The organism is Sporosarcina sp. USHLN248, from assembly GCF_037144575.1.
GTDB classification, from domain to species: domain Bacteria; phylum Bacillota; class Bacilli; order Bacillales_A; family Planococcaceae; genus Sporosarcina; species Sporosarcina contaminans.
In genome coordinates this window covers 80,225-103,213 of the sequence record NZ_JBBCZC010000003.1, presented here as the reverse complement: position 1 = coordinate 103,213, position 22,989 = coordinate 80,225, and the positions used below count along the sequence as shown (strand labels likewise).

The following is a 22,989-nucleotide window of genomic DNA, read 5'->3' as shown; positions in this document are numbered from 1 at the left end:
AGGATGGCGACATGAATACAGAAACGATCTTGAAAGTGGATAATTTGCATACGTACTTTAAGACAGAACATGGCAAGGTGCCTTCGGTAAATGGTGTTTCCTTTGAAGTGAAGGAAGGAGAGACACTTGCGATCGTAGGTGAATCGGGCTCGGGGAAAAGCGTCACATCGCTATCTATTATGGGGTTGATTGAGGCCCCGGGCAAGGTAGAAAAGGGCAGTATCCTTTTTGAGAAAACAGATTTGACAAAAATAGATAAGAAAGCGTATCGCAAATTAAGAGGGAATGAAATTGCGATGATTTTCCAAGAACCGCTTACGTCACTTAACCCTTTATTTACAATTGGCAATCAATTATCTGAAGCAATTAAATTGCATCAGAAAGTAGATAAGCGGGTTGCAAGAGTAAAAGGAATTGAAATGCTAAAGCATGTTGGAATACCAAGGGCAGAAAAAGTTTTTGATTCGTATCCGCATGTGTTGAGCGGAGGCATGCGCCAGCGGGTCATGATTGCGATGGCGTTATCATGCAATCCGAAGCTGCTCATCGCCGACGAACCGACAACAGCTTTGGACGTAACGATTCAAGCACAGATTTTAGAGTTAATGAAGAAATTATCTACTGAAAATAATACTGCGATTTTATTGATCACCCATGATTTAGGTGTAGTGGCAGAAATGGCGGATAAAGTCGTTGTCATGTATGCCGGGCAAGTAGTTGAGCATACAGACGTTTTCACGTTGTTCAGTAACCCGAAGCATCCGTATACGAAAGGGCTCTTGGACAGTACGCCGAAATTTCATGAAGCGGAAGAAGAGCTATCGTCCATTCGGGGTACGGTGCCTACGCCAGCCACAATGCCAGTCGGATGCAAGTTTCATCCGCGCTGTCCTTTTGCTACGGAACAATGTATTGTTCAAGAACCCGTTTTAGAGGAAATTTCGGATGATCATCAAGTGAGATGTTGGCTTTATGCAGAAAAGGAGGCTGTCGTTTCATGAAAGACAATTTATCTGTTCAAGAAATGGACAAACGGCCTTTATTGGAAGTGCAAAATCTAAAAAAACACTTTGAAGTGTCAGATGGGTTTAGGAAAAAGAAATTGCTGAAAGCTGTTGATGGAATCAATTTTTATCTAAATGAAGGAGAAACGTTAGGAATCGTTGGAGAATCAGGATGCGGCAAATCGACAACAGGTAATCTATTAATTCATTTGCTTGAGAAAACCGATGGTAAAATTATTTTCAATGGAAAAGATTTAGATCAGCTGACGAAAGAGGAAATGCGAAAATCCCGTGCGGATATTCAAATGATTTTTCAGGATCCGTTTTCATCCTTAAATCCTCGTATGCGAGTCGTTGACATTATTGGCGAGCCGTTGAAAACGCATACGAAGATGAAAAAGAATGAAATTCGTGAAAAGGTTTATCAATTGATGGATGCAGTAGGCTTAGATCGTTCTTACGGCAGCCGTTATCCGCATGAATTTAGCGGTGGGCAACGCCAGCGAATTGGCATTGCAAGAGCAATAGCGTTACGGCCTAAGCTCATTATTTGCGATGAACCAGTATCCGCATTAGACGTTTCCATTCAAGCCCAAATACTGAATTTGCTTATTAAGCTGCAAAAAGAGTTTTCTTTGACGTTCATTTTTATTGCGCATGGCTTGCCAGCTGTGAAATATATTAGTGATCGGATTGCAGTTATGTACTTAGGAAAAATTGTAGAAATTACAACGAAGAATCAATTATTCAATCAACCGATGCATCCGTATACAGTAAGCTTGGTGTCAGCGGTGCCCTTGCCAGATCCTTTCATACGAGATACGAGAGAACGGATCATTTTGGAAGGCGATATACCAAGCAACGTCGATATCCCTTCAGGATGCAGGTTTCGGACGCGTTGTCCGTATGCGCAAGAACGATGCAAGTCAGAGGAACCGGATTTAATTGAGCTGGAAAAAGGCCATTCTGTCGCTTGCCATTTTCCATTTAGAACGATTCAAAACAAGAAAGGGGAAGATGAGCTTGAAGGAATTTCTGCAAGCAAATGAACAAGAAATGCTGAACCTATTGGAAAGGTTAGTGAACATTGATTCGGGTTCAACAAATAAAGAGGGAATCGATGAAGTTGGAACAATTTTGAAAGCTTGCTATGAGGAAATCGGTTTTACAACAGAAGTTTTTAAGAACGATCAAAATGGAAACAATTTATTGTTCACTTATAAAGGTGCAGAGAAACCTTCACTTGTTTTTGTCGCGCATATGGATACCGTCTTCAAAAAGGGAACTGCTCAAAAGCGTCCTTTTAAAATTGAAGGGAACCGCGCCTATGGACCAGGGGTCATTGATATGAAAGCGAGCCAAGTTGCCCTTTTATACGCAATGAAAGCATTGAAGGAGAACAATGAAGATGCTTTAAAATCCGTTCAAATCATCTTGAATGGAGACGAAGAAATTGGTTCGCCGACTTCAAGAGGGTTAATTGAATCAACGGCGAAAGGAAAGAGCTATGCCCTAATAATGGAGCCTGCACGCAAAGATGGCTCTTTAGTAACAGCCCGACGTGGAGGAGGGCGATATTCCATATATGTGAAAGGGAAAGCAGCCCATTCGGGCATTGAACCGCAAGCTGGAATTAGTGCGATAGAGGAGCTAGCCCATAAAATTGTCAAACTGCATGCTTTAACAAATCATGAGGAAGGAATTAGCGTCAGCGTCGGTTTGATTGAAGGAGGGGAGTCGGTCAATACGATTGCTCCATCTGCGGTCGGGCATGTGGATGTTCGCATTACTTTAACAGAACAAGCAGCCATTTTGGACCGGCAAATTCGGGAAATATGTGCAACGCCGGACGTTTCAGGCACTTCTATTACATTGGAAGGCGGCATTAATCGTCCTCCAATGGTGAAAAACGACATGACAATTATGCTCTTGAATATCATTAAGGAAAAAGGCCGCGAGTTGGGGATTGACATTACCGATGTCGCAACGGGTGGGGGATCAGATGCATCGTTCACTTCGGCAGTTGGTGTACCAACAATCGACGGGTTAGGACCTGTCGGCGGCGGAGCCCATAGTGAAGAAGAATATTTGGAAGTCCCCTCTTTAATTGAAAGAACAAATTTATTGGCAGAACTATGTGTCGAATTATCGAAAAAAACAAGTGTAACTGTATAAAGAATGCAGTAGAGGCCCCGATCGCAAATCATTCGGAGCCTCTTTCTTTTTCAATCGATAAATGAAGGCGGAGATCATTACTTACATGAGCCAATTCTTCATCGTCCACTACGTAATACCAAATGCCGTCAATCCACTTGCCATGACCTTGTGTCAGCATCAATTGTTCCACGTCCTTTGCCGCTTCACGATAGTTTTTCTGAATATCGATCATATCGTCTAATGTCATATTTGTGCGTACATTCGTTTTAATTGCATCGAAAATTTCTTTCACATTTAATAGGCTGTTTAATGACGCGCTCCGGCGTAAAACCGCTTGAATGACTTCTTTTTGACGATCTTGACGGCCAAAATCGCCCCGAGGATCATGATAGCGCATCCTGACATATGCCAATGCTTCTTCACCATTCATTTGAATTAAACCTTTAGGGAATGAAAACCCTTCCTCGCTAAAAGCCATCGTATTTTCAACAGTAATGCCATCTAATGCATTAATAATCTGTTGAAAGCTTTCCATATTCACTTGTACAACATAATCGATCGGCAAATCCAATAAATGCTCCACGCTATTTAAAGACATTTCAATACCACCATATGCATAAGCGTGATTCAATTTATCTTCAATATTTTTTCCGACAATCAGTGTGTATGTATCTCTCGGAATGCTAAGCATTTTTGTCGACTTCAGTGTAGGATTCACTGTTAAGACGATCATTGTGTCGGATCGTCCTCTATCTCCATCCCGCTCATCAACGCCTAATAATAGAACAGAAAAAGGGTCTTTCTTTTGAAAAACAATAGGTTCCTCTCTTTTGTCAGAAACCTGCCGTTCCATAGGCACATGTATTTCTTTCGCTGTTTCTGTAACCTGTTTTAAGAAAAAGAGACTATAAATTGTAAGTGCCATTAGGGAAATGCCGATGATCCCGATCGCCAATTGAATTGTGAACTTAAGTTTATTGCTCATCATTACGCCCCCACATTGAGTATGAAACATTCGTTGGTAATAGTTTACGCAATTGACTAAAAAAGTAGTCGGCGTGCTCCTTAAAATATAGTTACAGAATGTTCAATATATAACTTGTACTCTGAAATTTTGATTGATAATATGATAGTGAATGGGAGACGAATCGAAAAAAGGAGTGGTGAGGATTGGGGTTTATGACGGATGTTTTGCGCAAACATGTTGAGGAACAACCTGAAAAAATATTTACTTCTTTTAATGGCCGTAATTGGACGTACAAAGACTTTTTTGGAAAGGCAGAAAAGGTAGCAGCATATTTTCAGGAAAAGGGATATGAGAAAGAGGATATCATTGCCCTTTATACATTAAATTCGGATCTCTTTTTAGTATGTTATTTCGGAATCCAGCTAGGCGGATTTACAGTTATGCCCGTCAATACAAAGTTGACTGCCCCAGAAGTGGAATATATCTTCAACCATTCTGAAGCAAAAGCGATCATTTATGATGAGCGTTTAAATGAGATTGTTCATAAAATAAATCATTCATTCAATGAAAAGATATCACTATCTGATTTGGATAGCATATTTGAGAATGATGATCTCCTTTTCGAGCCGAAAAAACAATTTGGGGATGATGTAGCTGTTGTGATGTATACATCAGGGACGACGGGCAAGCCAAAAGGTGTCATGCTGACAAATCAAAATATCCTTTCGACAGCAACGATTTGGGCTGAAGCAATGGAGATCACTAAATCGGATCGCATGTTAATCTCCACACCGCTTTTCCACTGTGCAGCAAGCCATGTTTTTGCCGTACCTGTTACGTTGAAAGGCGGAACGATCATTATCGAAGAGTCCTTCTCTCCAAAGGAAACGCTGAATTTATTGCAAGCTTCCGAAGCGACCATGTTTTTCGGTGTTCCGTCCATGTATACGATCCTATTGAATATGCCAGAAATTAAAGACGTAGAGCTGCAAGCCTTGCGCCTATTCTGTTACGGAGCGGCTCCAATGCCATATGAAATATTAAAAAAGCTGAAGGCTGCGTTCCCTCAAGTGAAAGTTCAAAATTTGTACGGTCAAACAGAAAATACGCCCGCCGCATCGACTTTGAAAGATCATTTGGCACTAAAAAAAATCGGTTCTGTCGGAGAAGCTTTGCCTCAAACTGAATTGCGCATTGTAGATGAATACGGCAACTTCCTACCTGTTGGCCAAGTAGGTGAAATTGTAATGAAAGGGCCGCAAGTGATGAAAGGCTATTTGAAAAATGAAGAGGAAACCAAAAGAGCGATTCGAGATGGGTGGCTGTACACGGGTGATCTTGGCAGAATGGATGATGACGGTTTGCTTTATATAGTTGATCGTAAAAAAGATATGATTATCCGGGGCGGTGAAAATGTCTATCCGGTTGAAGTGGAAGAAGTGCTTTATCAACTTCCGGAATTGATGGAAGCAGCGGTAATTGGAATTCCACATGAGGTATTTGGGGAAGTGCCGAAAGCGTATATCGTCGTCAAGAAGGGTCAAACATTGACAGAGCAGGATGTCTTTGCACATTGCGCAAAAAACCTTGCAAAGTATAAAATTCCTCATGAAATTGAATTTCTTGATGAGCTTCCGAGAAACGCTTCTGGCAAAGTGCTAAAGCATACGTTGAGGAAAGAGGTAAAGTCTATCGTAAATGAATGACAAATGGCTGTCGAATTAGTCCACACCAGTCCCGTTGTTTTTCACATCCAATACTGAAAGAAGTTTCAAGAATGGCACCATTTTTCAAACCAACAAAAAAAGGGCTAACACAGAAAGTCAGTTTTCACTGAGCTTCTGGATAGCCCATTTTGTGGATTTAATGATAGATCCAAATCAAACTAAATGCAACTGACCTCTAAAAGTGATACTTGAGGGGTTACGATGATACGGATTTACCTATATTTCATTATCCATCAGACGATTTTTAATTTAAATCAATAAGTATTTTGGCATGACTTTTATCTTTTTCCAGTAATTCGAGTCCATTTTCAACTAAGTCATCTAAAGCAATTTTTTTAGTGATTACTTTCTTAACATCCATTCTTCCCGAAGCTATTAAATGAATGACTTCAGGGAAGATATTACAGTATGAAAAAGAAGCTGTAATGTTAATTTCCTTCATCATTAGATGTTGCGTTACATCGATTGATACTGGTTTTCCGAAAGCGGCTATAACCATCAGTTGACCGCGTTTCTTCAAAACAGTTAGAGCTGTATTAAATGTAATTTCAGCACCAGCCGCTTCATATGCAATGTCCACACCATGTTCGTGAAGTGATAAGATTTTTTCAGTTGGATTTTCCTCCATGCTATTGATGGTGATAGTTGCTCCAACTTCTTTTGCCAATGCTAGGCGTTCGTTTGAGATATCAACTGCAATGATTTCAGCAGCCCCTGCCGTTTTAGCAGAAATGATCGTTAATAGACCAATAGGGCCAACGCCAAAAACGACAACGGTTTGACCAACTTTTAATTGACTTTCTCGAACTGCTTGCAAAGCAACAGCTGTTGGTTCTATAAGGGCCCCTTCTTCCAAGGAGACATTTTCAGGAAGTTTATGGACCATTCTTTCGTTCATAACAGCATATTCGGCAAAGCCGCCATTCGATTGAACGCCCAAAAATGCAAATTTATTTGCCAAGTTATATCGACCTTGTCGAACGTAGACATCATCATCGGGATATATTAAGGGCTCAATTGCTACGCGATCACCAACTGCTACGTCTGTTACATCTTCGCCTATTTCAACAACGGTACCAGCGAATTCATGCCCAAGAACTAAAGGAGCTTGTACACCGGTTAACTCATTTGGTTCGGTTGGTATTCCTAACCCATAATGATACGCATGCAAGTCGCTGCCGCATATACCGGCCCAACTTACTTTTACCTTTACATCTTTTTTGGATACAGAAGGTTCGTTAACTTCCTCAATTTTCACATCTTTGACTCCATAAATAACAGCTGCTTTCATTATACTTTCCTCCTTGATGTACCTATATTGTTTAATTGCTCCGCCATCATAACAAGCCATGTCATTTCATCCGCTTGTATAGTTGCAAACTTCACAAGTCCATCTACCTCGCGAATGATCAGAACGTGTCACCTGCATTGTATCTCATCTTGTCCATCTAAATGTTTACCTTATCTATTCGAATTTGCTCTAAAGTTAGTTCTTCCAGCGAGTCACCCTCTCTTTTTTCGAGAAATGTTCGAAAAGCTAAACGCCGTTTCATTTGTATGTACAAACGTTTATGATAAATATTGTATTCATGTAATTCTTTGTTGTAAATAAATATGCTTCAGCTCAGTCCTATTTACTTCATAATCAATGAAGAACCGAAACACAGTTGGATTGGGTATGAGGTAAAACACGCTTACGTACCGATACTAACTCCTGTATAAATATTTCCCTTTTTATAAATTCAGTGATTGCTGCTACGCTAATTGTTCTAAATACGATTAAATGTAGCGATTAAAAAACCCAGCTAATCCTCTCATGAAGATTGCTGGGTTCAGCTTGTTGCTTTACAAAATGACAGAATGGTTGCTTTGAGATGAAGTGCAACTATTTTATTTGCCATTCAATTTATTTGCAAAATCGGTCAAAGACATCGATGAGTGAACGCGTTGGCGCTGGAGAGACATAATCGGATCGCCCCGATGGACATTACCTTCATCTATTGTAAAGGCAATGGAAATTCCTACATCTTGTAATGCGTTAATAGCGTCAATACTATATTTACCATATGGATAGGCATGCGCTGTCACTTTATAGGGAGAACCTAAAATGTCTTCAATTGTATCATTCGCTTCTTTTAAATCCATCATTATTGCGAAATAAGATTCGGATTGCAAAAAGCTTAAGTTGGTAAGCGAATTGAACATATGGAATCGATGTGTGTGACTTTGATATTCGAATACATCGGCGGTTGCTTGTATGGATTCTGCTGATACCATTCCGGGTCGACCGATACGGCTCGTAATTAGGAATGAAGTCGCTTGAAAACCATTTTGTTTTAAAATTGGATAAGCGAATTCAGTTATAGATTCGTACCCATCATCGAATGTAATTAACACTGATTTTTTAGGCAGTTCCAATTGTCTACGCAGCCATAATTCTAATTGCTCCGTAGTAATCGTTGTCCAGCCATTTTTCTTTAAATAGCGCATTTGCTCTTCGAATTTTGAGATTTCAAGCACTGATACATTGTCGTCCGTTTTCACTTTTGTTAGGTCATGATACATAAGTACTGGGATACCCGCATCGACATGAACATCATTTTTATGTATATAACCCGTTTTCCCCCCAAAATTGATTGGGTAATAATCTCCTTTTGCCCGCTGTAAATCAATTGTCGTATTCGGCTGTAGCTGACCGATTTCTTTTCCTTGTTTGGAAGGAGAGTGGAGAATGGAAACTCGTTTTATCGTTGTCGCTTTTACTGGATGAGCACCTTTCAATGAACCGGGAGTGTCCTTTTTTACTTTTGCTCGTTTTTTCGAAAATTTCACTTCTTCATTTCCGATTACAGTGTGATAATACCTGTCGGACTCTTTCAATATAGTATGAGATGTTCCTTTATTAAAAACAGCGACCTTTTGTGCTTCTTTATAGACAGGCGTTGTTTCTGTAATGCTAACGGTCAATGGGCTCTTCGCCTGTATTGTTGCTGGTGCTATAAATAGTAGTAGCACTATGAAATAAATGACTTTTTTCAAAATGATTGCTTCCCTTCGGCTAAATAAGTTCCAATTACTATATCGACAGGAGGCTATAAATTGTTAATGCATTTATGTATTACAAAGTGATACCAATGTAAGATGCTCATTTATTAGTTGCGAAAAAAAGAAAAAAATATAATACTTTAATTTAACAGAAAAGCAGTCTTGTATTTTTAATTCAGATAATGTAAGCTTATACAAGCCAATAGATAAAAAGTAGGAAGGATGATTGGTTATGAAGTTAAGGAAATATGGTCTATTATTCGCAAGCGCTTTCATGAGCGCGTCCATTCTTTCGGCTTGTGGAGATGGAGATAAAAACGAAGGCTCTGAAGGTGGAAATGAAAGCGGTAACAGCCTTGATACAAAAATTGTTACGATTGCGACGGGTGGTTCTTCAGGTCCATACAATATCATTGGAACAACATTGGCAAATGAGTACTCGAAGGAATTTGGAGTTAACTCGAAGCCACAGTCAACGGGAGCTTCCGTAGAAAATATCAACTTAATTAAAGAAGGAAAAGTTGAAATGGCTTTTGTCATGAGTGATGTACTCACTGAGGCAGTTGAAGGGATCGGCAACTTCTCTTCAAAAGTAGGGGAAGTTCAGCAAATCGCAGCTCTTTATCCAAATTATGTTCAAATTGTTACAACAGCAGATTCAGGAATTAAATCGATTGAAGATCTGAAAGGGAAACGCGTTGCAGTAGGTGACCAAAACTCCGGGGTTGAAGTGAATGCTCGCAACTTACTGAATGGTTTCGGTATCACTTACGATGATTTGAAAGTCGACTATTTAGGCTACGCTGAAGCTGCAGATGGTTTAAAATCAGGAAGCATCGATGCAGCATTTTTGACGAGTGGTCTACCAAACTCCTCGGTGATGGAGTTGGCTGCAAGCATTGATTTGAGCCTCGTTTCAGTAGATCCAGCCAAAATCGAGGAAATTGCAAAGGATCAACCTTATTTCGTAGCATTGGATATTCCTGCTGATACATACGGCAATGCGGAAGCAGTTCCGACAGCTGCAATTATGAATGCTCTCGTCGTGAGCAGCGAATTGAGCGAGGATGATGTCTATAAAATGACAAAGAAATTCTTCGAAAGCTTAGATGCGCTTGGCAATTCTCACCAAGCAGCGACAGAAATTACACTTGATGGTGCACAGCAAGGCATGGTAGCACCTGTTCATCCTGGTGCACAAAAGTACTACGATGAGCAAAAGTAAGAAATACCTTGGCGGGGGCATGCTCTTGATCATGCTCCTGCTTGCTATTTTTGCCATCAAGATTCCTACCATTCAAATGACGTATATGGATGGTAGTTTTTATTTGACTGACAAGTCTTTTGAAATCGGATGGATACATTCAGTTGAAAAAGAGCCTTGGTATGAAACATATGGAATCGTAAATGGCGACCTCCATTTAACGGAAACAAAATTCAAAACATTCGGAGCAGGAGTTCCTTCGGATAAGGAAGTGATCCGATCGGAAGATGGGTTTATCCATATGAGCATTCATGAAAAATTTGAGGAACTCCGTCTCACTGTATCGGAAAACACGAAAACGACATTATACACAGAAAAGAATACAATTCCGCTATATGAGTTTATCGATAATCACGAAACAGTCATCTTCCGTGTCGAAAAAACACCGTTGTGGAAGATTATAAGAGGTGAAAAAATTGACGAAATTAAAAAACAAGGAAAGTCAACTTGAAAATACAGAAATATTATCGGAAGAGAAGCAAGCTGAGCTTTTAGAGAAATTTGATACCGAATCAAAGGTAAGAAAGCTTACAGGGAAAAAGGTTGCCTTTTTTGTATCAATTGTAGCGATTCTATATTCGATTTTCCATTTATATATTACCTTTAATCCAATGCCGACACTCCAGCAGAGAGCTGTTCACGTAGCGGTAGGGATTGGGTTAATTTATCTCATTTATCCAACGTATAATAAGCAAAACAGAAGCAAAATTGCTATTTACGACTGGGTGCTCTTCCTTTTAGGGTTAGCAACTGCCGGCTATTTAATCGTGGAATATACGGCTATCGTCACGACACGTGGCGGGATTCCAAATACATTCGATATTGTCATGGCTATTGTAACCGTTGTGCTTATTCTTGAAGCTGCAAGGAGAGTAACTGGATGGATACTCCCTCTGTTAGCTCTTCTATTTTTGGCCTATCCTTTTTTCAGCCATATGGATTGGATGCCAACGAAAATGATGACCCGCCAATATGATTTGGGCGATATTTTTGGGCAAATGTATTTGAAGACAGAAGGGCTGTATTCTACAGCAATCGGTGCTTCCGTATCGTTCATTTTTTTATTCATTTTGTTTGGTGCTTTTTTAGCCAAATCAGGAATGGGGCAGTTTTTTAACGACTTAGCTTTGGCACTAGCAGGTCATAAGCAAGGAGGACCTGCGAAAGTTGCGGTTATTTCAAGTGGATTCATGGGAAGTATTAACGGTGCCGCAGTGGCGAACGTAGTAGGTACCGGGGCATTTACAATTCCGATGATGAAACGTGTCGGCTACTCGAAAAACTTTGCAGGCGCCGTTGAAGCAAGCGCTTCCGTTGGGGGGCAAATATTGCCGCCGATCATGGGTGCAAGTGCGTTTATTATGGCGGAAACGACAGGTGTTAAATACGGAACAATTGCTCTTGCAGCTTTGATTCCTGCGGTGCTCTATTTTTTGGCTGTTATTATGCAAGTTCATTTCCGGGCAGGAAAAGAGAATTTGAAGGGAATACCGAAACCGGATCTACCACGAGTAAAAGAAGTAATGAAAGAGCGCGGGCATTTGCTGTTGCCGATTGTTTTTCTTATTTTTCTTTTGTACCGCAATGTCCCGATCGGGCATGCGGCATTCTATACGATTGTTGCAACAGTCATAGTGGCGGCATTTAGGAAATCTACCCGCATGTCCGTAAAAGATATTTTAGGAGCATTGGATAGCGGTGCACGCCAATCATTATCTGTCATGGTTGCTTGTGCTGTAGTCGGTATCATTATCGGTGTTGTTAGTTTGACGAGCTTCGGAAATGTGATGACTTCCTCGATTGCTAGCCTTGGTGCTGGTTCATTGTTCTTAACATTGTTCTTTACGATGATTGCTTCAATGGTTTTAGGTATGGGGCTTCCTTCCATCCCGGCATATATTATTACAGCGACGATGGCTGCACCTGCATTAGCAGTGTTTGACGTTCCGATCTTAGTTGCTCATATGTTTGTATTCTATTTCGGTATATTTGCGAACATTACGCCTCCTGTTGCCCTCGCTGCGTTTGCAGGAGCAGGAATTTCTGGCGGAGATCCAATGAAAACTGGATTTACAGCCTTGAAGCTATCGGCTGCAGGCTTTCTAATACCGTTTATGTTCGTGTATAATCCAGCGATGTTGATGATCGACACGACAGGCGTCGCTATGAATGCTCGTGAATTTCCGATGGCTTCATTTATTGCCATTACAATGATTACTGTTACCGCCATCATCGGAATTATCGCATTAAGTGCCTCTATAGAAGGCTATTTTAAAACGCATCTTAATCCGCTTTGGCGCATAGTTCTTGGTGCGGGAGCGTTGATGTTGATCATCCCTGAAACAATTACTGATATTGTCGGCATTATCATTGTCGTTGCTATGTTTGCGTTGAATTACGCAAAAAATAAAAAAGAAGAACAGAGCGTATCTGCTTAATAATTTAAAAATGGAAGTCCTGTTGCGATTGCAATGGGGCTTTTTTTGAATTGATATACGATTACTCTATCGGAATTGTCCATGAAATCGTATAATAGAAGAAACGTATAAAGACAGGGGCTTGATGTAATGAAAAGACGCTTGTATCCATTGATTGCTTGGCTTGCACTCCTATTTGTCATATTGCCATTCACAACGACTGCTACCGCTGAGCCTCTTGAAGAAATCCGCCAGTTAGTGAAAGATCATTACGTAGATGAAGTGTCGGATACGGTTCTCATGAGGGGGAGCGGCAGGCAAATTACTGACGGCCTTGATCCTCATTCCGTCTATATGTCAGCGAAAGAATTCAATACATTTATGAATGAAATTGAGCAAAGGATTGTCGGGATCGGCGTCGTATTAGCAGAGAGCAATGAAGGAATAGTGGTCACGTCTGTCATTTTAGGAGGTCCGGCCGACAAAGGCGGCATTGTTGCTGGAGATATCATTACGCATGTGAATGGCATATCACTGCATGCTAAGCCTGTTTCAGCTGCTATTTCTTTAATTGGTGGAATTGAAGGGACTCCTGTCAAGTTATCTATTATTCATCAACAAGAAAAGAGAGACGTCACGATAAAACGTGCTGAAATCCATTTGCCGACCGTAGAAGCTGAAAAATTGGGTGGAAATGTAGGCTATATTCGACTCAATAGCTTCGCGACAGATTCTGCAAGAGAAATGTCGCGAGTCATTCAAGCAATGCAAGATGCAGAAAGTTTTATTATTGATTTGCGGGACAATGGCGGTGGCTATATCATAGCCGCCCAAGAAGTGACGGGGTTTTTTCCAAATGTACCAAATGCTTTTCAATTGAGAGAGCGGAATAAGGAACCGGAAGTGTACACTGCCATTAAGCAGAAAGTGAATTTGAAAGGCAGAATCTCCTTGCTCATCAATCAGAATAGCGCAAGTGCGTCTGAAATGTTAGCCGTGAACGTAAAAGAAATGGGTGCCGCAAAATTATATGGGCAAACGACCTATGGCAAAGGAACAATGCAGTCCATGTATAGTTTTCAGGATGGAAGTGCTTTAAAACTGACGACAGCCCGTTTTTATTCGCCAAAAGGCCAAGCGGTTGACGCGTTAGGCGTAAAACCTGATGTTCTAACGGATATTGGTAAAGAGGTAGAAAGAGCACATTATGACCATCTTAAGGAAAAATATAAGACATATAAAGAACTGCCGACATTGAAAGAAGTGTCTTCGGACAAAGTATTTACCGTAAATTTGACTACAATGATGGATCAGAAGACGATGGATGCGTCCGCTATAGAACTTATCCAATTAGGTGGACAAGAAGTGAGTGTGCATGTAGAAGTAGTTGATGGGCAAACGGTGAAAATTATTCCGGATGAACTTTTGGAGTCAGAGCAATCTTATTTGCTTGTCATTCATCCACAATGGAAAGATCTTAAAGGAAAGCAAGTGAAAGATGGAATTCAATTGAAAGTCACGATAAAATAAAGAAGGAGTGAGAGCCAAGCTGCCGATGTTGTGGTAGGATGGCTCTCATTATTTATTTCCGACAAGGTCAATGTGAAGAGGCAAATTACGTCGCTGGATTTCAAGTTCTAATAGTTTAATGAACTGAGGACAAAGGTTTAGACTGACAGCCTTTTTATAGGCATCTAATAGCAAATCATCCGGCATTTCTAACAATGGCGGGGCACCTCCATACATAGTAATAATGATTAAGATCGATGCATATACTAGGCGTTTCGAATTCTTACTCTCACCGTACCAAAATTTTTCACATGGAACAACCGTTCTTTTATCCACATGATTTCGTGGATAACTTGTGGTTAACTTGTTTGTAAATGTAGAAAGTCAATTGCTTCAATGGGGGTAATGTGGAAAAGGTTATCCACAGTCATGAGAAACTCGAAATTTGTCGAACGATTTTCTTGATTTTTTGGAATAATCGGGGCCATTCTTCTTCTGATTGAATACAAATCTAAAGTCTTTTCAGTATGAATTAAATATTGTGACTATTATGTAATTAAGGTAGTATAGTAGGAACAAATTTTCATTCATTCGGGGGGATGGTCATGTTCAAATTTGATAGGTTAGGAGAGGAAATTGTAAGTGAAATAGCAGAGCTCATCAAAGAAGATGTCATTTTAACTGACCGTAGAGGATTTATTCAAGCAAGTACAGATAAAGAGCGGATTAACCAGTTTCATGAGGGTGCATTAATTAGTTTGAGAGAGAAAAAGATCTTGCACATGTCTGATAAGGAAGTAAAGACATTACAAGGGGTGCGTAATGGGGTCGTTATGCCAATTGTCATTGATGGCCAAGCGATTGCGGGATTGGGGATTACAGGAGATCCACAAGTTATTCATCCACAAGCTCAATTAATATTGCGTGTTACGGAGCTGTTTATTCAGGATGCGATGAAAAGGAAGCAACGTGAAGAAAAAACCCGAGATATTGAGTTTTTCGTCTTTGATTGGTTAACAACGTATAGAATGGATGATCGTTTTTTTGAAAGGGGGCTTTTACTTGGAATAAAGGCGGACATTTATAAACAAGTTGCTGTGTTAGAAGTGACGAACATGGAAGAGCAATTTACAGTAGAAGAAGTGGACGGGTTCATGTCAGCCCAAAGTATTCATCCAGATGTCAAAGTGATCCGTTGGGGACAAAATAAGTTAATACTACTTCTTCCAGAAATGAATCAAGACATTTTAAGAAGTGAATTAGAGTATTTTTTGCTTTATATAAAGAGAAGAAAGAAAATACTTGTGGCTGCAGGAATTGGGGGGCAAACAGATCACTTCAATTTAGCTGCTTCCTTCATGCAGGCGGAACGTGCGGCAAATGCTTCGAAAAAATTGAAGCGAATTTTATTTGAAAATGAATTGCGATTTGAACTCGTATTGCAAAGCATTGCAGAACCTACACGAGAAGAATTCATCCAACGAACGGTCGCGCCTTTATTGAAAGAGCCGGAACTTCTTTCCAATGTACGCATGTGGTTTCAAGAAAACCAATCCATGCAAAAAACTGCTAAAAAGCTGCATATACATAAAAACACATTGTCGTACCGGCTGCAAAAGGTTGAACAGCTCACCGGTCTTTGTGTAAGCAATATACATGATGTTCTACTACTCTATCTTGGAACCCGCCTCCTCGATGAGATTGGAAAATGACGCCATTCGCAAAAAAGGCGCCCCGGATATCTGTCGATTTTGTTTAATGTCCGTGGGCGCTTTCGAGTTTCTCTTTCACCGGTAAGACTTCCCTCGTGGTTGTTTACTCACTATTCGTCTCTCTTTTAGATAGTACAAAGCAACTGATCAATACAATAAAGAATAAAATAATCTTTCTCGTATCAAAAAAATTTGGCATATCTTTTGTGAAAAGATATTGGATAAAAGTATGCACGCAGACAACGATCGCGCCCATTATGATACTGCCAATTGCGATGCTCACATTTTTCATAACATCCCCCCTTATCTGTTCTCCATTACGATAACAATAGATAAAGATTTCATTTTGATTGAACTTGCGATGTGCTATTAAGAAGATTCGCAACTTCTATCAAAAATCTTGATGATTCATTCGCTATAATCATGATGACAAAGGAGGGGAGTTTCTTGGAAGATGAACAGACAATTCAACGCGCAGTCGAATGGATTGAAGAGAATTTGGATAAGGAAATCCAACTAACAGACGTTGCCAATTTTTCGGGTTATTCGAAGTACCATTTCCATAGATTGTTTCAGTCGGTTTTGAATATGACTGTGGATCAATACATTCGTACACGGAGACTTGCAGCAGCTGCGGTATTATTACTGCATTCGAATGAGCGAATCATAGACATTGCTTTCCATGCTCTGTTCAACTCCCAAGAAGCATTCAGCCGGGCCTTTAAGAAAGCATATCATCTGTCGCCGGGGGAGTATCGACGGATTATGAGAAGCATTATTTTGATAAAGGAGGAATGTTTTATGCAGGAAATAAAAGGCTGGTTTTTAAGTGGCAGTCACCCACAAAATTATCGAATGGGAATTGACAGACAAATTGTCCATATAGGAAAAGCTTCAGGGTTTCTGCATTCTGAATTCGTAACTGGGGCAGATGAGTTTGCAACGATGATGCAACAATTTAAAGCGGATCAATTTATTGGCAAACGGGTGAAATTATCGTGTTTTATCAAATGTGAAGAAGTACAACAATTTGCAGGGGCTTGGATGCGCGTAGACAATCAAATAGGAGATGTGCTGCAGTTTGATAATATGAGCAATCGACCTATAAGCGGTACAATGGATTGGAATTTTTATTCACTTGTATTAGATGTACCAGCTAATAGTAGTGTCATTTCGTTCGGGGTTCTATTGCAAGGAAAGGGAAAGCTATGGGTAAATCAATTTCATTTTGAAGAGGTGGCGGAAACGACTGCCACTACAAATTTGGAGCTTGTGCCTAAGTTATTGGACGAGCCTGTAAATTTATCATTTGAGGAATAGCATTGTATCGACCAAACGGGTCTTGGTATTTATTATGCCAAGATCCGTTTGTTTTTCACATTTTACGGCAGTGATCTTCTTACTGATTGGAGCGCAGTTTCAAGTGAGACAAAAATCAAAGAGTTTTGCGGTTTTATTGTTGTTTTGTGATAGTAAACAAAAAAACATGCCGAAAAGTATGTAAACATTGTTCATATAGCTATATATTCGGAGTTATTGAACTATTACAATGTGATTGTAAATATAGAATTATTTGATAGAAGGAGGCTGTTGAATGGATGCGCATATAAAGGAACAATTGATTGCCATAACAGGCAGTGCGCATGTCAGGACAACGGTAGCACAAAAATTAGCCTATTCGTATGATGCAACTGCTAATTTTCAAGCGCTTCCGGACCTGATCATATCGCCTGCTTCCATAAATGAAATACAAGCGATTGTCAAAGTGTGCGCAGAGCACAATGTTCCGATCATTTCAAGAGGGTCAGGGACGAACCTTGCTGCAGGCACAACTCCAACAGCTGGAGGGGTTGTACTGTTGTTCAACCGAATGAATAACATATTGGAATTGGACACTGAGAATTTGACATTGACTGTGCAACCCGGCGTTATCACTCAAGAAATCAATGAATATGTAGCCGATGCAGGATTGTTTTATCCTCCTGATCCAAGCTCGATGAGTGTGTCTACGATAGGTGGAAACGTAAGCGAAAATTCAGGCGGACTTCGCGGATTGAAATATGGAGTGACGAGAGATTATGTAAAGGCATTAAAGATTGTGTTACCGAATGGGGAATTGTTGACGACGGGTGGCAAATTGGCGAAAGATGTGGCGGGCTATGATTTAACGAGCCTGTTTGTCGGGGCTGAGGGCACATTAGGTATCGTTGTCGAAATTACACTCAGTTTAATTCCCGCTCCAGAATCGAAAAAAACATTATTGGTCTTTTACGACACACTTGAAAAAGCTGCACTAACTGTTTCCTCAATCATTGCAGCAAAAATTGTGCCTGCAGCACTTGAATTCATGGATAAAGGGACAATTGAAGCGGTGGAGGAATTCATGAAAATAGGACTGCCAACGAATTGCGAGGCAATGTTGCTTATAGAGCAGGACGGAGATCCGGCAGTTGTTGAGAAAGATATGGAACTTGTACATAAGCTTTGCATGGAACACGGCGCGACGTCTACTCAAATGGCACAATCCGTGGAGGAAGCCGCTAATTTAAGTGTTGCACGTCGGGTTGCCTTGTCGGCATTGGCAAGAAAACGTCCATCAACCATTTTGGAAGACGCTACTGTTCCGAGGTCAGAGATTGCCAAAATGGTAAAGGCAGTGCAGGAAATTGCCCAAAAATATGATTTGCTCATTTGTACGTTTGGTCATGCAGGAGATGGAAATTTACATCCTACAATATTGACTGACGTTAGAGACGAGGAGGAGATGGCAAGGGTTGAAATGGCCTTTGCGGAAATATTTCACTATGCAATCCAATTGGGAGGCACGATCACAGGCGAACACGGTGTCGGGGAAATGAAAGCGCCCTATCTCGAATGGAAAATAGGCAAAGCAGGAATTGATGTTATGAAAAGGCTTAAACAAGCAATTGATCCTTTCAATATTATGAATCCAAATAAAATTTTTGCGAAATCCACGAAAAAGAGAGTTGTGGTACATCATGGTTAGACAAGCGGAAACGATGAGGAAGTCTTTCATTGAGCATGTTGATGAAGATCGGATTATGGATTGCATGCGTTGTGGTTTTTGTCTTCTATCTTGTCCTACTTATATTCATTCAGATTTTGATGAGACGCAATCGCCACGCGGAAGAATTGCGCTCATGAAAGCTGTTCGAGATGGCGTCGTAGAATGGGACGGCTCTATAGAAGAGGCGTTCGACTTATGTTTAGGTTGTCGGGCGTGTGAACCTGTCTGTCCGGCAGGGGTGCAATACGGCACTTTGATCGAAGAAACGAGAGAAGCGATCGTATCTGTAAAAAAACAGTCGCTGAAAGAAAAGACGATTCGCAAAGGGGCATTTGATCATTTATTTGCAGATCATCAAAAAATGAAGAAAGCCGTTGGACTTGTCCATTTTTATCAGCGTTCAGGATTGCAGAAGGTGGTACGGAAAATTGGTTTTTTAGAATTATTTCCTCCCTTTATTAAAGAAATGGAGAAAGCGCTTCCGAAGCCTCCGTCAAAAGAGATAAATACTGTCCAGAATGTACCGGTCAAAACGAAAGTTGCATTTTTCACAGGCTGCCTAATGGATACGATATTCAAAGAGACGAACCGACATACAATCGAGCTTTTGAACTCCTTAGGCTGTGAAGTGATCATTCCTGAAAATCAGCAATGCTGCGGTGCGCTGCAAGGGCATAGTGGAGAGATGGAACGTGCAACAAGAAATGCAAAGGTGAATATTGAAGCGTTTGATTTAGAGGCAATTGACTACATCGTCAATAATGCTGGTGGCTGCGGTGCATTTCTATCGGAATATGATCGGTTGTTTGCAGACGATCCAGCTTATTCAATTAAGGCAAGGCAATTTGTGGACAAGCAAATTGATATATCCTCCCTGCTTTTGAAACTTGGGATGGCTGAGAAATTGAAATTGATGCCCAATTTGCCACAAAACGAAATTGTAACGTACCAAGATTCTTGCCATTTGAGAAACGTAAATGGCGTCAAGGAAGAGCCAAGGAATCTTTTAAAATCCGTGAAGGGTAGTGTCTTTGTTGAATTACCCGGTGCGCATCAATGCTGCGGTTCTGCCGGTATTTATAATTTATTGCAACCCGAAATGGCATCCAGAATTTTGAAGACGAAAATGGAAGAGGTGAAACGGATTCGCGCAAGTACAATTGTCACGACAAATCCAGGCTGTTTGCTTCAAATGCAAGTCGGAGTGGAGAAAGAAGGCTTTACTAACATCCGGGCTGTCCACTTAGTAGATTATATTCACGAAAAAATATGGAGAGAAGATGGAGGGGATTGAAATGAAGTTGAAAAGAGGAAGGATCTTAGGAGCAATTGGGCTAACCGCAATGCTTATGTTAGGTGCTTGTTCAGATGCGAAAGGCGATACGAAGGATGGGGCTGATGGAAAAACATATAATTTGAAAATGTCTGTCACAGTAAATGACTCCTCAACTTGGTATAAAGCAGCTGAAAAGTTAGCGAACGATCTGAAAGAAGAAACTGATGGGCGGATCAATATTGAAGTGTATCCAAACGAACAGCTGTCCGGAGGAGACCAAGGAAAAGGGGTCGAGCTTCTAGCGAAAGGGCAAACCGATTTGAGCTTCCACTCGACGATCATTTACTCAATTTTGGATGACCGTTTCGGTGTTCCAAGTGCACCGTTCCTGTTCAAAGATAAAGAAGGAGTGGACAAGGTATTTAATGGAGCAGGAGGAGAAATGATCGCCGACATTTTGAATGAAAAAGGCGTTGAGCTGTTAGGGTATGGGGAAAACGGCTTTCGCCAAATTACAAATAGTAAAAAGACGATTCAAACGCCTACAGATATGGCAGGGATGAAAGTTCGCATTCCGGGCATTACGATGTATACCGATTTGTATCGTGCATTAGGCGCTGATCCGACAACAATGGCCTTTTCAGAAGTATTCACATCATTGCAGCAAGGCACGATCCATGGACAAGAAAACCCAATCGATGTCATTCATTCTTCCAAGCTGAACGAAGTGCAGGATTATTTGACGTCTTGGAACTATTCTTACGATCCGTTAGTATTGGGCATTAACAAAAAATTATTCGATTCAATGAGCGCAGAAGATCAGGAATTAATTAAGAAATTAGGTAAAGAAGCTGCTGACTATCAAGTGGAATTGGCTCGTGAAAAAGAGGCTCAGCAAATTGAGGAATTGAAAGCGGCTGGTATGGAATTCTATGAACCGACGGAGGATGAAATGGAGCAATTCAGAGAAGCTGTTCAACCTGTTTACGATAAATATACGGATATTTGGGGCGAGGACTTGCTCAAAGCATTTCAAGATCAATGATAGTAGACGGAGGTTACATGAATGGAAAAGGTGATTAGCAGATTAGAAGAGTGGATAGTTGCGATCGTTTTATCCATCATGTCCACCATTGCATTTGTCAATATTGTTTCAAGAGGGGTAGCGAACTATTCATTTTCATTTACTGAGGAAATTACAGTGAATTTATTTGTTGCTTTAACATTTGTCGGTACTGCCATAGGTGTGCGCCAACACGCACATCTTGGCTTTACATTGATTTATGACCGTTCGAATAAAGTGATTAAAAATATGATTACCGTACTTGTTGGTTTAATGATGTCCTTGCTCTTTGTCATTTTGATCTATTTCGGTATTCAAATGGTGCTGTTCCAAGTTCAAATGGGGCAGAAGACACCTTCCTTAGGATGGCCTCAATGGTATTTTTCCATAATGATGCCGATTGGAGCTTGTCTATGCTTGCTTAGAACGATTCAAGTGACGGTTAAGGAATTGCTTGAACAGAACAGGAAAGGGGAGCGAACGGTATGATGGCATTTATTTTATTCGGATTATTCATCGTGCTCGTAATGCTCAGACTGCCGATTGCGGTAGCGCTTGCTATATCTTCCATAGCCGTCCTCTTTACGGGTAGCGGGATGTTCGGGCTGGAATTGGTTGCGGATATTATGTATTCAAGCGTATCCAAATTTACACTTTTAGCCATTCCGTTTTTTATTTTAGCTGGTGTCATTTTGGAACAGGCAGGTATTTCAAAGAGATTGATTGACTTTGCCCAATCCCTCGTTGGGCACCGGAAAAGTGGCATTGTCTTCGTAACGGTGATGACCGCTATCTTTTTTGCGGCGATTTCCGGTTCAGGGCCAGCAACTGTCGCTGCGATCGGCGGAATCTTAATACCGGCGATGGTGAAAAACGGCTATAAAAAAGAGACAGCCGGAGGACTTGTTGCAAGTTCGGGTGCAATCGGCATTATCATTCCGCCAAGCATTGCTTTTATCGTCTTTGCGGTCGTTGCGGGCGATCAAATCCCGGTATCAATCGGCAGAATGTTTATTGCAGGTGTAATTCCAGGTCTATTATTGGGCGTTGGATTTATTGTAGCCGCCATGTATGTCCGATGGAAGCAAGAAAGGACGGCAGGGCCACTACTATCGGTAGCTGTACGAAAACGTGCAACATTGATGGAACAGTTGAAAGCATTTTTAGGCGCTTTTTGGGGGCTGTTAATACCGATCATCATTTTAGGCGGTATTTATGGCGGTTTTTTCACACCTACTGAGGCAGCTGTTGTTGCAGTATTTTATGGGTTATTTGTAGGGTTTTTCGTCTATCGTGAATTGAATATGAAAAAGCTTTTTGACATTTTAGTGTCAGCATCTGTACAAACTGCGGTCGTCATGTTCATTGTCAGTGCGGCATCCGTCTATGCGTATATTATTACGACCGAGCAGATTGCGCGGCAAATTTCGACTGCCATGCTTAGTATTTCAGATAATCCGATTATCATTCTATTATTGGTGAATATTTTATTACTTATTGCAGGAATGTTCATCGATGCGATTTCAGCTTATTACATTTTCATTCCGATTTTATTGCCAATCATGATTTCATTTGACGTGGATCCGACAGTTTTCGGGGTTTTTATGACAGTCAACTTGGCAATCGGTTTATTTACACCTCCGGTCGGACTGAATTTATTTGTTGCGGCGGGCATTTCGGGTAATTCCATCGGAGAAATTTCAAAAGGAGTATTTCCGTTTGTCGTATCATCCGTTATTATCCTCTTGCTCATTACGTATATACCGCAGCTATCGACATTTTTACCAGACCTACTCAAAGTTAAATAAGGGGATGAGGAA

Annotated in this window: 20 protein-coding genes; 15 read left to right on the top strand and 5 right to left on the bottom strand. The window is 40.7% G+C overall.

Features of this window, described 5'->3' with window-relative positions; all coding sequences use genetic code 11:
• Positions 1-11: 11 nt before the first annotated feature.
• The 3 genes from WFH04_RS02150 to WFH04_RS02140 are packed head-to-tail and all read left to right on the top strand — an operon-like array spanning position 12 to position 3,179.
• The gene (locus WFH04_RS02150; RefSeq protein ID WP_336822408.1) at positions 12-1,001 is read left to right on the top strand and encodes an ABC transporter ATP-binding protein; all 990 of its coding nucleotides are present in this window, start codon (positions 12-14) and stop codon (positions 999-1,001) included.
• On the top strand, positions 998-2,053 hold the full coding sequence (locus tag WFH04_RS02145) for an ABC transporter ATP-binding protein (RefSeq protein WP_336822407.1): 1,056 nt from the start codon (positions 998-1,000) through the stop codon (positions 2,051-2,053). The genes WFH04_RS02150 and WFH04_RS02145 overlap by 4 nt, the downstream gene beginning before the upstream one ends.
• Positions 2,028-3,179, top strand: a complete 1,152-nt coding sequence (locus tag WFH04_RS02140; RefSeq protein ID WP_336822406.1) for a M20 family metallopeptidase — start codon at positions 2,028-2,030, stop codon at positions 3,177-3,179. Before WFH04_RS02145 ends, WFH04_RS02140 begins: the two co-directional genes overlap by 26 nt.
• Positions 3,180-3,207: 28 nt before the next feature.
• Here WFH04_RS02140 and WFH04_RS02135 read toward each other — a convergent pair whose 3' ends face one another.
• Entirely contained in the window at positions 3,208-4,146 is a 939-nt protein-coding gene (locus WFH04_RS02135) for an LCP family glycopolymer transferase (protein ID WP_336822405.1), read from the bottom strand.
• Positions 4,147-4,340: 194 nt separating this feature from the next.
• Here WFH04_RS02135 and WFH04_RS02130 point away from each other — a divergent pair, with 194 nt between their 5' ends.
• Positions 4,341-5,834, top strand: coding sequence for a class I adenylate-forming enzyme family protein (locus tag WFH04_RS02130; protein WP_336822443.1), 1,494 nt, complete (start codon positions 4,341-4,343; stop codon positions 5,832-5,834).
• A 265-nt stretch (positions 5,835-6,099) separates the two neighbouring features.
• Here the strand turns inward: WFH04_RS02130 and WFH04_RS02125 are convergent, their stop codons facing one another.
• Positions 6,100-7,146 carry a 2,3-butanediol dehydrogenase gene (locus WFH04_RS02125; RefSeq protein ID WP_336822404.1) on the bottom strand — a complete coding sequence of 349 codons (1,047 nt, stop codon included), beginning with the start codon at positions 7,144-7,146 and terminating at the stop codon, positions 6,100-6,102.
• Positions 7,147-7,745: 599 nt separating this feature from the next.
• Positions 7,746-8,894, bottom strand: a complete 1,149-nt coding sequence (locus WFH04_RS02120; RefSeq protein ID WP_336822403.1) for a polysaccharide deacetylase family protein — start codon at positions 8,892-8,894, stop codon at positions 7,746-7,748.
• A 238-nt stretch (positions 8,895-9,132) separates the two neighbouring features.
• Between WFH04_RS02120 and WFH04_RS02115 the strand changes: the two genes are divergently transcribed.
• The 4 genes from WFH04_RS02115 (at position 9,133) to WFH04_RS02100 (ending at position 14,111) form a co-directional block, all read left to right on the top strand.
• The gene (locus WFH04_RS02115) at positions 9,133-10,125 is read left to right on the top strand and encodes a TAXI family TRAP transporter solute-binding subunit (protein WP_336822402.1); all 993 of its coding nucleotides are present in this window, start codon (positions 9,133-9,135) and stop codon (positions 10,123-10,125) included.
• Between the two features lie 31 nt (positions 10,126-10,156).
• Positions 10,157-10,615 (top strand): DUF1850 domain-containing protein, encoded by a 459-nt coding sequence (locus tag WFH04_RS02110; RefSeq protein ID WP_336822442.1) that lies wholly within the window; start codon positions 10,157-10,159, stop codon positions 10,613-10,615.
• Positions 10,616-10,625: 10 nt separating this feature from the next.
• Positions 10,626-12,602, top strand: a complete 1,977-nt coding sequence (locus WFH04_RS02105; protein WP_408020157.1) for a TRAP transporter permease — start codon at positions 10,626-10,628, stop codon at positions 12,600-12,602.
• Between the two features lie 129 nt (positions 12,603-12,731).
• Complete coding sequence (locus tag WFH04_RS02100; RefSeq protein ID WP_336822400.1) at positions 12,732-14,111, top strand: S41 family peptidase; 1,380 nt, start codon at positions 12,732-12,734, stop codon at positions 14,109-14,111.
• 48 nt (positions 14,112-14,159) lie between these two features.
• Here WFH04_RS02100 and sda read toward each other — a convergent pair whose 3' ends face one another.
• Positions 14,160-14,297: a sporulation histidine kinase inhibitor Sda gene (gene sda, locus WFH04_RS02095; RefSeq protein WP_381480195.1), complete on the bottom strand. Its 138-nt coding sequence runs from the start codon at positions 14,295-14,297 to the stop codon at positions 14,160-14,162.
• A 398-nt stretch (positions 14,298-14,695) separates the two neighbouring features.
• Between sda and WFH04_RS02090 the strand changes: the two genes are divergently transcribed.
• Positions 14,696-15,802, top strand: coding sequence for a CdaR family transcriptional regulator (locus WFH04_RS02090; RefSeq protein ID WP_336822398.1), 1,107 nt, complete (start codon positions 14,696-14,698; stop codon positions 15,800-15,802).
• 103 nt (positions 15,803-15,905) lie between these two features.
• On the opposite strand, the gene WFH04_RS02085 is transcribed toward WFH04_RS02090, so the two are convergent.
• Positions 15,906-16,094, bottom strand: a complete 189-nt coding sequence (locus tag WFH04_RS02085; RefSeq protein ID WP_336822397.1) for a hypothetical protein — start codon at positions 16,092-16,094, stop codon at positions 15,906-15,908.
• Positions 16,095-16,228: 134 nt separating this feature from the next.
• Here WFH04_RS02085 and WFH04_RS02080 point away from each other — a divergent pair, with 134 nt between their 5' ends.
• The 6 genes from WFH04_RS02080 (at position 16,229) to WFH04_RS02055 (ending at position 22,977) form a co-directional block, all read left to right on the top strand.
• The gene (locus WFH04_RS02080) at positions 16,229-17,122 is read left to right on the top strand and encodes a helix-turn-helix domain-containing protein (RefSeq protein ID WP_408020156.1); all 894 of its coding nucleotides are present in this window, start codon (positions 16,229-16,231) and stop codon (positions 17,120-17,122) included.
• Between the two features lie 274 nt (positions 17,123-17,396).
• Positions 17,397-18,809 carry an FAD-linked oxidase C-terminal domain-containing protein gene (locus WFH04_RS02075; RefSeq protein ID WP_336822395.1) on the top strand — a complete coding sequence of 471 codons (1,413 nt, stop codon included), beginning with the start codon at positions 17,397-17,399 and terminating at the stop codon, positions 18,807-18,809.
• Positions 18,802-20,124 carry a (Fe-S)-binding protein gene (locus tag WFH04_RS02070; protein ID WP_336822394.1) on the top strand — a complete coding sequence of 441 codons (1,323 nt, stop codon included), beginning with the start codon at positions 18,802-18,804 and terminating at the stop codon, positions 20,122-20,124. Before WFH04_RS02075 ends, WFH04_RS02070 begins: the two co-directional genes overlap by 8 nt.
• Before the next feature lies 1 nt (position 20,125).
• Positions 20,126-21,151: a DctP family TRAP transporter solute-binding subunit gene (locus WFH04_RS02065; protein WP_336822393.1), complete on the top strand. Its 1,026-nt coding sequence runs from the start codon at positions 20,126-20,128 to the stop codon at positions 21,149-21,151.
• Positions 21,152-21,172: 21 nt separating this feature from the next.
• On the top strand, positions 21,173-21,658 hold the full coding sequence (locus tag WFH04_RS02060; RefSeq protein WP_336822392.1) for a TRAP transporter small permease: 486 nt from the start codon (positions 21,173-21,175) through the stop codon (positions 21,656-21,658).
• Positions 21,655-22,977: a TRAP transporter large permease gene (locus WFH04_RS02055; protein ID WP_336822391.1), complete on the top strand. Its 1,323-nt coding sequence runs from the start codon at positions 21,655-21,657 to the stop codon at positions 22,975-22,977. The genes WFH04_RS02060 and WFH04_RS02055 overlap by 4 nt, the downstream gene beginning before the upstream one ends.
• The last annotated feature ends 12 nt before the right edge of the window (positions 22,978-22,989 follow it).

What these genes read in the sequence shown, in the direction of transcription:
- WFH04_RS02110 (WP_336822442.1), top strand. Translation starts at nt 10,157, where the DNA reads ATGCTCCTGCTTGCTATTTTTGCCATCAAGATTCCTACCATTCAAATG.
- WFH04_RS02065 (WP_336822393.1), top strand. Translation starts at nt 20,126, where the DNA reads ATGAAGTTGAAAAGAGGAAGGATCTTAGGAGCAATTGGGCTAACCGCA.
- WFH04_RS02085 (WP_336822397.1), bottom strand. Translation starts at nt 16,094, where the DNA reads ATGAAAAATGTGAGCATCGCAATTGGCAGTATCATAATGGGCGCGATC.
- WFH04_RS02125 (WP_336822404.1), bottom strand. Translation starts at nt 7,146, where the DNA reads ATGAAAGCAGCTGTTATTTATGGAGTCAAAGATGTGAAAATTGAGGAA.
- WFH04_RS02135 (WP_336822405.1), bottom strand. Translation starts at nt 4,146, where the DNA reads ATGAGCAATAAACTTAAGTTCACAATTCAATTGGCGATCGGGATCATC.
- WFH04_RS02145 (WP_336822407.1), top strand. Translation starts at nt 998, where the DNA reads ATGAAAGACAATTTATCTGTTCAAGAAATGGACAAACGGCCTTTATTG.
- WFH04_RS02060 (WP_336822392.1), top strand. Translation starts at nt 21,173, where the DNA reads ATGGAAAAGGTGATTAGCAGATTAGAAGAGTGGATAGTTGCGATCGTT.
- WFH04_RS02150 (WP_336822408.1), top strand. Translation starts at nt 12, where the DNA reads ATGAATACAGAAACGATCTTGAAAGTGGATAATTTGCATACGTACTTT.
- WFH04_RS02055 (WP_336822391.1), top strand. Translation starts at nt 21,655, where the DNA reads ATGATGGCATTTATTTTATTCGGATTATTCATCGTGCTCGTAATGCTC.
- WFH04_RS02100 (WP_336822400.1), top strand. Translation starts at nt 12,732, where the DNA reads ATGAAAAGACGCTTGTATCCATTGATTGCTTGGCTTGCACTCCTATTT.
- WFH04_RS02115 (WP_336822402.1), top strand. Translation starts at nt 9,133, where the DNA reads ATGAAGTTAAGGAAATATGGTCTATTATTCGCAAGCGCTTTCATGAGC.
- WFH04_RS02130 (WP_336822443.1), top strand. Translation starts at nt 4,341, where the DNA reads ATGACGGATGTTTTGCGCAAACATGTTGAGGAACAACCTGAAAAAATA.
- sda (WP_381480195.1), bottom strand. Translation starts at nt 14,297, where the DNA reads ATGCCGGATGATTTGCTATTAGATGCCTATAAAAAGGCTGTCAGTCTA.
- WFH04_RS02070 (WP_336822394.1), top strand. Translation starts at nt 18,802, where the DNA reads ATGGTTAGACAAGCGGAAACGATGAGGAAGTCTTTCATTGAGCATGTT.
- WFH04_RS02075 (WP_336822395.1), top strand. Translation starts at nt 17,397, where the DNA reads ATGGATGCGCATATAAAGGAACAATTGATTGCCATAACAGGCAGTGCG.
- WFH04_RS02080 (WP_408020156.1), top strand. Translation starts at nt 16,229, where the DNA reads ATGACAAAGGAGGGGAGTTTCTTGGAAGATGAACAGACAATTCAACGC.
- WFH04_RS02090 (WP_336822398.1), top strand. Translation starts at nt 14,696, where the DNA reads ATGTTCAAATTTGATAGGTTAGGAGAGGAAATTGTAAGTGAAATAGCA.